At 73.9% G+C, this 7,613-nt stretch carries 5 protein-coding genes and 1 pseudogene; 3 read left to right on the forward strand and 3 right to left on the reverse strand.

Features of this window, described 5'->3' with window-relative positions:
* The coding region (locus KME78_RS63280) for an alcohol dehydrogenase catalytic domain-containing protein (protein WP_219539890.1) at positions 1 to 326 on the reverse strand (326 nt) is incomplete at its 3' end.
* Positions 327 to 507: 181 nt separating this feature from the next.
* On the opposite strand from KME78_RS63280, the gene KME78_RS63285 reads away from it, so the two are divergent.
* Both KME78_RS63285 and KME78_RS63290 read left to right on the forward strand, forming a co-directional pair.
* A complete protein-coding gene (locus KME78_RS63285) occupies positions 508 to 687 on the forward strand; it encodes a hypothetical protein (protein ID WP_219539891.1) in 180 nt (59 codons plus the stop codon).
* A 25-nt stretch (positions 688 to 712) separates the two neighbouring features.
* Entirely contained in the window at positions 713 to 1,828 is a 1,116-nt protein-coding gene (locus tag KME78_RS63290; RefSeq protein WP_219539892.1) for a branched-chain amino acid aminotransferase, read from the forward strand.
* Positions 1,829 to 1,981: 153 nt separating this feature from the next.
* Here KME78_RS63290 and KME78_RS63295 read toward each other — a convergent pair whose 3' ends face one another.
* Positions 1,982 to 4,114, reverse strand: a complete 2,133-nt coding sequence (locus KME78_RS63295) for an SWIM zinc finger family protein (RefSeq protein WP_219539893.1) — start codon at positions 4,112 to 4,114, stop codon at positions 1,982 to 1,984.
* Entirely contained in the window at positions 4,111 to 7,407 is a 3,297-nt protein-coding gene (locus tag KME78_RS63300; protein ID WP_308127609.1) for a DUF5682 family protein, read from the reverse strand. The genes KME78_RS63295 and KME78_RS63300 overlap by 4 nt, the downstream gene beginning before the upstream one ends.
* On the opposite strand from KME78_RS63300, the pseudogene KME78_RS63305 reads away from it, so the two are divergent.
* Positions 7,340 to 7,613: pseudogene (locus KME78_RS63305) on the forward strand (hypothetical protein); the annotation flags it as partial. The gene KME78_RS63300 and the pseudogene KME78_RS63305 sit on opposite strands and share 68 nt — an antisense overlap.

Raw genomic sequence — 7,613 nt, forward strand, 5'->3', positions numbered from 1 at the left:
GTGTAGAGCCCGGACGCGTCCACCGCCGCCCGTTCGGCATAACCGCCGGAGCCGCCCGTGGAGGTCACCACCCGGCGGCCGACCAGGTCGGAGCCGACGCCCTCGCCGACCGCCGTGACGACGCCCCCGACGCCGTTGCCCGGGATCATCGGCAGCTCCCGCGTGAACGGCGACGGCGCGCCCGACCGGAACTGGGTCTCCACAAAGGTGATGTTGGCGTAGACGACGTCGATCAGCACCTGCCCAGGCCCCGCGACCGGGTCGGGGGCATCTCCGGCTACGAGCACCTCGGGCCCGCCGAACTCCTTCAACCACACCGCGCGCACGTTGCTCTCTCCCCTGTTCCGTTGATGTCGCCCTCAGCATGCAACCTCAACCGAACTCGAGGTCAACTCGCGATCATCGCCGTCATCCGGTACGGGGTGCCGTTCTCCTTCGTCGACGCCATTCACCCCGGCATCCAGTGGGTCTACGCTGTACGCACGGGCGACGGGCAGTTGCTTGCTCATGGTTTTGGAAGATCTCGACCCCGGCCTGTTACTGGGCTGCACCACCGCCGAGACACGCGTGCGCTTCTTCACCGAGTTCCGCCGCGCCCTGCGCAGGCTCCTCGACGGCCCGCACCACCTGGCCCGTAGCCAGTCCTCCGAAGCCCGGTCCACACCCGCTGACCGCGTATCACGGTGAGCACTCGCCCTTTAGGGAAACGCCGATGCCCCTCACGCTCCCTCAGTTCACCATCAAACCGCATCCTCACCTGCGTTCTGACAGCGAGCGGCAGCAGATTCTGGCCGCGCCCGGCTTCGGCCGGTACATGACAGATCACATGGTCACCATCCGGTGGACCGGCGAGGCGGGCTGGCATGACGCCGCGCTGGGCCCATACGCGCCGCTGACCATCGACCCGGCCGCCACGGGACTGCACTACGGCCAGTCGATCTTCGAGGGTCTCAAGGCGTATCGGCAGCCGGACGGTACGGTCGCGCTGTTCCGGCCCGAGGCCAACGCGCGCCGCTTCCAGGCGAGCGCCCGCCGGATGGCCATGCCGGAACTACCCGTCGAGCTGTTCATGAAGGCATGCGAGCTGCTCGTGAGTCAGGATCGGTGCTGGGTTCCCGACGCCGCTGAGCACTCTCTGTATCTGCGGCCGCTGATGTTCGCCACCGAGAGCACGCTCAGTGTCCGGCCCTCGACCGAGTACCTGTTCCTGCTCATGGCCTCCCCGGCCGGATCGTACTTCCCCGATGGCATCAGGCCCCTGTCGGTGTGGATCGCCGAGGACTATGTACGGGCCGCCCCGGGCGGCACCGGCGCCGCCAAGTTCGCCGGGAACTACGCCGCCGCCTTCCTCGCCCAGAACGACGCCGCCGAGCACGGCTGCGACCAGGTGGTCTGGCTCGATGCGATCGAGCGGCGCTGGATCGAGGAAGTGGGCGCCATGAACCTCTTCTTCGTACGCGGCCACGGCCCTGCCGCCGAAATCACCACCCCGGCCCTCACCGGCTCACTGCTGCCCGGGATCACCCGCGACTGCATCCTCACCCTCGCCCGCGACCTCGGCCACCCCGTCAGCGAGAGCCGCATCGGTCTGGAGGAGTGGCGAACGGGCGCGGCGGACGGCTCGATCACCGAGGTCTTCGCCTGCGGCACCGCCGCTGTCATCACCCCCGTCGGCCGGGCCCGCACCCGCACCACCGCCTGGCAGATGGCCGACGGCCGGCCCGGTCCCCTCACCCTCCGATTACGCGAGGAGCTCGTGGCCGTACAGACCGGCTGTGCCCCCGACCCGCATGGCTGGGTGCACCATCCGCGCACGACAGCGCACTGACCTGCGAGAAGGACGCCATGTCCGCGACGGAGCCGGGAGCAGCGAACACGGTGAGCTCGTTGGGGTCACGGACCTGCCCTTAAAAGCGGGCCCACCGTTCACGGAGGGAGACCCGCCGTACACGGAGGCCCGCTCTTCACAGGGGCCCGCCCTTCACAGGAGATGGTCCGCCTGCCAGGAGGAGTGGATCATGGCTCGTTCCGTGGCCGAGAGGTGGGTCGCCGCGGCCAGCCACGCCCACGCGTACCGGTCGGGGCCGGAGTCCGCCAACCGGCCGAACACGTCACGCGTCCTGCGGTCGGCCTCGGCGGTGAGCGTGGCGGCCAGTTCGGCGGCGGTACGGAACCCGGCCCGGCGCAGCGAGGCGTGGGAGTCGCCGTTGCGCGCCGATTCGGCGACCGCCCGCCGCCCGCCGGAGACGGCCAGCTCGACCAGCCGGCGAACCCGCCAGAGCGGTGCGCTCGCCACCGGGTCCACCTCGGTCCCGGCCTCCATCTGCCCGGGCAGGCACGCCTCCGGCGGCGGGAGGTGGGAGCCCTGCAGCCGGTCGTACCCGAGGTCGGCCCGGTCCTGCCATTCGGCGGGCAGCCGCAGCGTCGCCTCGGCCCCCGGCACCGGCCCCACCGCCAGCGGACGCAGGGTGGCCGCCCGATCGGGATCCACCCTGCCCACCACCCGCACCACCAGACCGGGCCGGGACGCCAGCCGCCGCAGGTTGGCGACGTGAGCCAGGTCGGGGTGATGGGCCGCCGGTACGAGCCGGATCAGCGGGCCGACCGGGCGTACCGGGACCTGCGGATCGGCTTGCGCCACCCCAGCGGACGGCAGCTGATCGTCGACGGGCTGCTGTCCGAGGACGTCCGGCTGGTCGTGCGCGGGTAGCAGTTCGCGGGCGAGTACGTGGTCGCCCGCGGCGCCGACGATCACCAGGTCGCATCCAACAGGTTCGCGAGCCTTATCCTCTGTGTCCGACTCGCTCCAGGCGTTCCCGGAGAGCCGGGGACCGACCGCCTCAGCCAGCGGGCGGGCGAACAGCGCCGCCATCGGCCCCGCCGTCCACGACATCCCCGAGACCGGGGTGGCCCGCACCCCACCTCCCGCCCCCAGACGCCCGTCAGGCGAGATCGTCGCCCCGGTGATCAGCAGCCCGGCCCGCGCCAGCTGCGCGTGGTTCAGCATGGCGGGGCTGATGGAGACGGGCGCGGTGGCGGCCCCACGGGCACGGGCCGGACCGCCCGGCTTGACATCGGCCACCGAGAACCACCGGCCGTCGTCAGTGACCAGGTGGGTGACGACGCCGCCGTAGCCGGTGGCGCTGATCACCGGCTCCCGGAAGACGCCGTACACGCGCAGGCTCCCACCCGGCTGATAGTTCCGGCGCACGCTGCCGACCAGCGCCGGATCGGGATCGGCCCCGGCCAGCCGCCCTGCGGTGAGCAGGAGCTCGCGCAGCGCGGACACCAGGTCGGCGAGGCGATGCCCGTCGTGGCGGGCCCGGGCCGCGCGCAGCCCGCGTACCACTCGCAGAGCAGCGGCCTCGGCCTTGGGCAACCCGGCCAGCCTGGCTGTGTGCGCGGCCCTGAGCAGCTCGGCCTGGGGCACCGCACCGGCCGCGGGCGCCCCGGTCGACAGGATGGCCGCGGCGGCGCGCCACAGACTCGCCGCTGCCGCCACTTGCGCGGCACTCGGCGCCTGCGCGACATCCGGCCCTGCAGCCGCCGCCTTCCCAGCAGTCGCCACCTGTCCGGCGGCCGGCCCGGCAATCGCCTGCGCGACGTCCGGCGCGTCCTGCCCTGTGGCCTGGTTGGCGCTTGACCCAGCGATCGTCGTCTGGGCGTTGCCGGCCCCCGCAGTCCCTTGCGCGGCAGCAGGCGCCGCAGCGGGGTCGGTGGCCGTCCCGTCAGAGGCGGCCCCTACGACCGTATCGGGGTCATCCCCCGCGCCGGAGCTTTCGGCGGCCCCGATGGGCTCCGGGTCCGCCACCGGGCAGGCACTCAGTACGGCCGCGCGATGCAGGCAGCGCGGCGCCAGGAGGCAGCTGCACCGCGCCTGGCCGTCGTCGACGATCGCACCGGACGACCCCGGCGAGAGCGTGACCACCGCGTCCTCGCCACAGCTGATCCGGATGCCCTCGTCGTCGACGGCAACAGGCACGGCGGCGTACTGCTCGATCGCCGCGTCCAGCTTCTTACGCAGCCGGGACGTGAGGCCCTCGACGGCGGCGGCGACCACCTGCGGCGCCACCGGCGGCAACTGCCCGGTCCCGGGAACAACGTCGGACGTCATCGGTTCTCTCCCCGGAGGCGGTCGCCGACCCATCGGGCGAGGGCGAGCGGGCTGAGGGCGGCGACGGGCATTCCGGCCGCGACGAGCTGCTGGGCGACGGGGATCGAGTAACGGGGTACGCCGCTGTCGTCCAAGGCCGCGCACCCCAGCAGGTGAACACCGGATCCGGCCAGCGCCCGTACCTCACCGAGCAGGCCCCCGATCGGGTAGCCCTCCTCGAAGTCGCTGACGACCACGACGAGCGTACGACTCGGCACCGTGACCAGCGACCGGGCCTGAGCCAGGCCCGCGGCGATGTGCGTGCCGCCGCCGACCCGTACCTCCAGCAGCAGGGACAGCGGATCGGTCACCCGGTCCGTCAGATCGATCACCTGCGTGGAGAACGACAGGAAGTGGGTGGACAGCGTCGGCACGCCCGCCAGGACGGCGGCCGTGAGAGCGGACCAGACCACCGACGCCTCCATCGACCCGGACACGTCGACCACCAGGATCAGCCGCCAGTCGGCCTCCTGCCGGGACCTGGTGCTGAACACCGGCCGTTCCGGCACCACCACGAGCCGGCCGTCGTCGAGGCGGCGCGTGTGCGACAGGTTGGCGCGCAGGGTACGCGGCAGGTCGAGCCGCCCACCCGGACGGCGGGTCGGGCGCGGAGTCGCCAGCCCGGTCATGGCGGGCCGCATCCGGGTCGCGAGCTCCCGGGTCAGCTCCTCCACGAGGCGGCGTACGAGTGGCCGCAGCTTGGCGACCTGCTGCTCCGGCAGGCCACCAGCCAGGGACAGTACGGAGGTCAGCAGGTCGACGGATGGCCGCACCGAGTTGGGATCGAGCTCGCTGAGCACGTCGATCCGTCCGGCGTCGGCGGCCCGGGCCAGCACCTCCTCGCGTACCTCGGTCCCGAAGAGGTTCTCCAGCTCCTCTCCCCACTCACGGGCGGTGGGGAAGGGGTTCTCCCTGCCGCCGGCGTCGCCGCCCGTGCCGAAGTCGTTGGCGCCTTCTCCGCGCCCCGATCCGTACAGCTCGTCCAGGGCCCGCGCGTAGGCACGGGCACCGGCCGGAAGCTGCTCCGACTCCCGCCCGAGCAGCAACCGCCACCGGTCAGCCGGCAGCAGCCTCCGCTCGACACGACCGTCCCCGTCCACCTCGGACCGATGCTCGGCGCGAGCCGCGTCCGCCTCCCCGTCCTCCGAGGAGCGGTGCTCGGGGAGTCCCGCGTCCAGTGAGGAGCGGCGCTCGGTGCGGGCTTCCCCGTCCGGCAGGGGCCGGCCATCGGTGCGCGCCGCATCGACTTCCCGTACTTCCGGCTCGCCGGATGTGGTCAGCGCGGGGATGGGGAGCCGGAGGGCGCGCAAGGCGTCCAGACCGGCGGAGTCGGCGGCGGTCCAGAGGGCGACGAGCGCGGCCGGAGCGTCCAGCGCCAGGTCGAGCCGGTCTCCGAGCCGTTCGGACACAGCCCCCAGCAACCGGGTACGACCGGCCGGGCTGAGCGTGTCGAACCCACCGCGCAACGCCGGCAGCCGGTCGAGGAACTCCTTGTCGGCCAGGCCGTCGACCCGGTCCATGAGCGGGTCGAGCGCCGCCGGGGCCGACTGGAGCAGCGGCCCGGCGGCCGTGAGCACGCCGGTCAGCAGGCGGCTCAGGCGGAGGCGGCCGTCGGGGCCGGTGGCGGTGTCGACCCAGCCGGCGGCCCGCTCGCCGAGCGAGTCGGGGCCGTCCAGGTCGAGCAGCACGCGGGCGGCCAGGGCCGCGCCCTGGATGAGCGGCGACGCCGTACGCGCCAGCACCGCCAGGGCGTCGTCCATCCGCAGCCCGAGTCGTTCTTCGCCGACCCGGGAGGCGAGGGCGACCAGGGCGACCGCGTCCTCCGGCTGGTCGCTGCCGGCCAGGCCGGGCAGGGCGCGGACCGCGGCCTCCAGCAGGGTGCCGGCCAGTTCGGCGGCATGCTCGCGGCCTTCCGGGGTGGTGCCGGGGAGATGCCGGCGGCGCAACGCCTCCAGCAGGTCGAGGGCTTCGAGCAGTTCGGCGAGCGTGGCGGTGGCGGGCAGGGTGACGGCGGCGTCGGCGAGGCGGTCCGCGACCAGGTCGGGCAGGTCGCAACCGGCCGCGGCACGCAGGCCGCCGAGGATCAGGCCGCAGGTGGGCCCGCCTTCCGCGGACTCGCGGCGGAAGGTCTCACGCAACGTACCGGCCGCCGCCTGGGCGAGGGTCACGCCGCGTACGCCCGCCAGGTCGAGCAGGGCCGGGACCGCCGGGGTCCAGGCCAGCCGCCACCTGGTGGTGAGCGCGGTGGAATCGCCCGTACCCACCACCTCGATCGGCTCGCCGTAGCCGACGCCGCAGACCAGCAGGCGCTTCAGGAGGACCTCACGGCGCGCGTCCAGGTCGGAGCGGAGCGGGTCGAGGCGTACTTCACGGCGTTCGGGGTCGTCCGGGCACGGGAGCCGGAGCGCGGCGAGATCCGCCTCGACCGCCGGCCCGAGCCCGGAACGTGGCGTGCCCGGCGCGGTCCGGCCGCGTTCGGTGCCGACGAACATGGTGTCGAGCGCCTTGGCCAAGGCCCGTCCCCGGCCCAGGGGCTCGCCCTGACCAAGCACGGTCGTGACCGCCTCCAGCAGCTCACCCCGCCCAGGGGCGGGCAGGCCGCGCAGCCGGGCCAGGTCGCAGGCCAGCCGCAACGTCTCGACGGCCTCGCCGGTGCCCGCGGTGTGCCCGGCCGCGCGGAGCTCCCGGCACAGGTCGGTGATGGCGCGGGCAGCGCCGTCCCTGACCCGCTCGGGATCGCCGCCCGCCGTGAACACCGCCTGCTGCCAGCGCGGGTCGCGGATGCCCGCCGGGTAGCCGGATCGGGAGTCGAGCAGGTCGAAGGCGTACGGGACGAGCGAGGTGACCGACGACGAACCGTCGCCCGCGACCGGACCGGTGACGCCATCGCCCGAAGACGAGGCGACATTGTCGTCGCCGCCCTTGGACGAACCGGTGGCGCCGTCCGCGTCAGGCGCGGTCAGCGCGGGTGCGTGGAAGGCGCCGACCACTGCCACGACTCGCCGCCCGTTGGCCGCGGCGCCCGTGATCACGCGGCGCATGTGTGCCTCGCGGGCCAGGTCTATGGCCGGTACGCCGCCTGCCGCCACGGCGTCCCGGCGCAACGCCCAGCCGACGCCGAGGGCGGCGCGGCGGACCGCTTCCGGTTCGCATCCGGGTGCCAGGACCTCCACGGCCCTGTCCCACATGTCGTCCCCCTCGCGGCCGGTCCCCGCGGCGCTCAACGCCTCGGCGAAGGACCTCCCCCGAGGCACGGCCCCACCCGCCGAGGACTCGGGCAACGTGCCGGCGTTCTCGGCCGCATCCGCCGAGGTCTCCATCGGCCTGCCGGAGTCCCCGGCCGCACCCGCCGAGGTCTCCATCGGCCTGCCGGAGTCCCCGGCCGCACCCGCCGAGGTCTCCAGCAACGTGCCGGAGACCTCGGCCGGGTCCGCCGACGGGGCTGCCGGCGCGTTGGAGC

Source organism: Nonomuraea guangzhouensis (assembly GCF_019396345.1).
Taxonomy (GTDB): domain Bacteria; phylum Actinomycetota; class Actinomycetes; order Streptosporangiales; family Streptosporangiaceae; genus Nonomuraea; species Nonomuraea guangzhouensis.

Bases quoted from the DNA above. Each gene is read 5' to 3' on its own strand.
- KME78_RS63285 (WP_219539891.1), top strand. From the start codon at position 508: ATGGTTTTGGAAGATCTCGACCCCGGCCTGTTACTGGGCTGCACCACC.
- KME78_RS63290 (WP_219539892.1), top strand. From the start codon at position 713: ATGCCCCTCACGCTCCCTCAGTTCACCATCAAACCGCATCCTCACCTG.
- KME78_RS63295 (WP_219539893.1), bottom strand. From the start codon at position 4,114: ATGACGTCCGACGTTGTTCCCGGGACCGGGCAGTTGCCGCCGGTGGCG.